This is a genomic window from Streptomyces niveiscabiei, from assembly GCF_001419795.1.
GTDB lineage: Bacteria > Actinomycetota > Actinomycetes > Streptomycetales > Streptomycetaceae > Streptomyces > Streptomyces niveiscabiei.
Window position 1 is genome coordinate 1 of record NZ_LIRL01001236.1, and the last position, 1,133, is coordinate 1,133.

Genomic DNA, 1,133 nt, shown 5'->3' on the forward strand with positions numbered 1-1,133 from the left:
TACCCGGGCAGGTCGCCGGACGCCCCGCACAGCTGGATCGCGGCGTCTCGGGGAGGCGTCCCGGACGCGGACGGCGTCGCGGGTGGCGGGTGGGGGGGCTGCCGGTCCTGGTCCGCTCGAACGCGGTCAGCCAGGCCCCCAGTCCGGCTGGGGGACGCCGCAACCGGCAAGGAAACGCCGGACGTTGGCCAGTTCCCACGCCTTGCCCCGGACGAGGTCGGCGGCGGTGCTCTTCGGCATGCCGAGCTGCCGGAGGTCGGCAGATGCACTGGTTCAGCGTTGTCCAGGCGGCCGGCAGCGTGTTCGCGTTCGTCGCGGGCGCCCTGTCCCTGGCGAAGGCGATCGTCGAACGGTCGCGCGAATAGGGGGTGTTCGCCCCGGTGCCGGGCCGGTGTTACCTGCGGCCCGGCGCCGCCCCTCGCTCACTCCGGCAGCGCCACCTGCCCCATCAGTTCGTGCCACTTGCTCATCGGCAGCACGATCGTGTGGGCCCGGTCCGAGGACATGCGGACCATGACCGCGTCCGCGTCCGGGACCAGGGCGAACTCCACGTGTTCCTGGTCCCATTGGCCCATCGGGTAGTACCACTCGACGCCGCCCGCGTCCTCGACCATGGCGGCCATGCCGACCTGGAGGGCGGCGACGAAGGGTTCGATCGCGTCCTTGGGGATCCTGACGGTGGCCATCTCGCGTTCGGGGCCGTCGGTCACGGGGGTCCGCCCTTCCTGTGGTCGCGCGTCACGTCGTCACGTCGTCGCATCGTCGCTCCGTCGCGTTGACCCTACCCATCGGGGCCGTTTCGTCACCCTCGGCGACAGGCCACGGCTCGCGTGTTTTCGCCAACTCCCTTGCACGAAGGGGTAGTTGAATCGTCCAGGGCCGTTAACATCGCCGCATGCGATCACGGCGCAGTGACGACCTGACCCAGCTTCCGCGCGATCCCCGGGCGGACGCGTATCCGATGCCGAGCGTGCCGTACGGGTGGTACGCGGTGGCGCGCGGCAAGGAGTTACGGGCCGGGCGGGTGGTGAGTCTGCACTACTTCGGGCGGGCGTTGATCGCGTTCCGCGGAGCGGACGGGCGGGCCGCGGTGCTCGACGCGCACTGTCCGCACTACGGGGCGCATCTGGGGG

2 protein-coding genes are annotated in these 1,133 nt (G+C 71.2%); one reads left to right on the top strand and one right to left on the bottom strand.

The window, feature by feature from the left end:
- Positions 1–422 precede the first annotated feature (422 nt).
- Positions 423–710, bottom strand: coding sequence for a hypothetical protein (locus tag AOK24_RS42530; RefSeq protein ID WP_063799628.1), 288 nt, complete (start codon positions 708–710; stop codon positions 423–425).
- Between the two features lie 251 nt (positions 711–961).
- On the opposite strand from AOK24_RS42530, the gene AOK24_RS42535 reads away from it, so the two are divergent.
- Positions 962–1,133 (top strand): Rieske 2Fe-2S domain-containing protein (locus AOK24_RS42535; protein ID WP_159052198.1); only part of this gene is annotated, 172 nt, incomplete at its 3' end.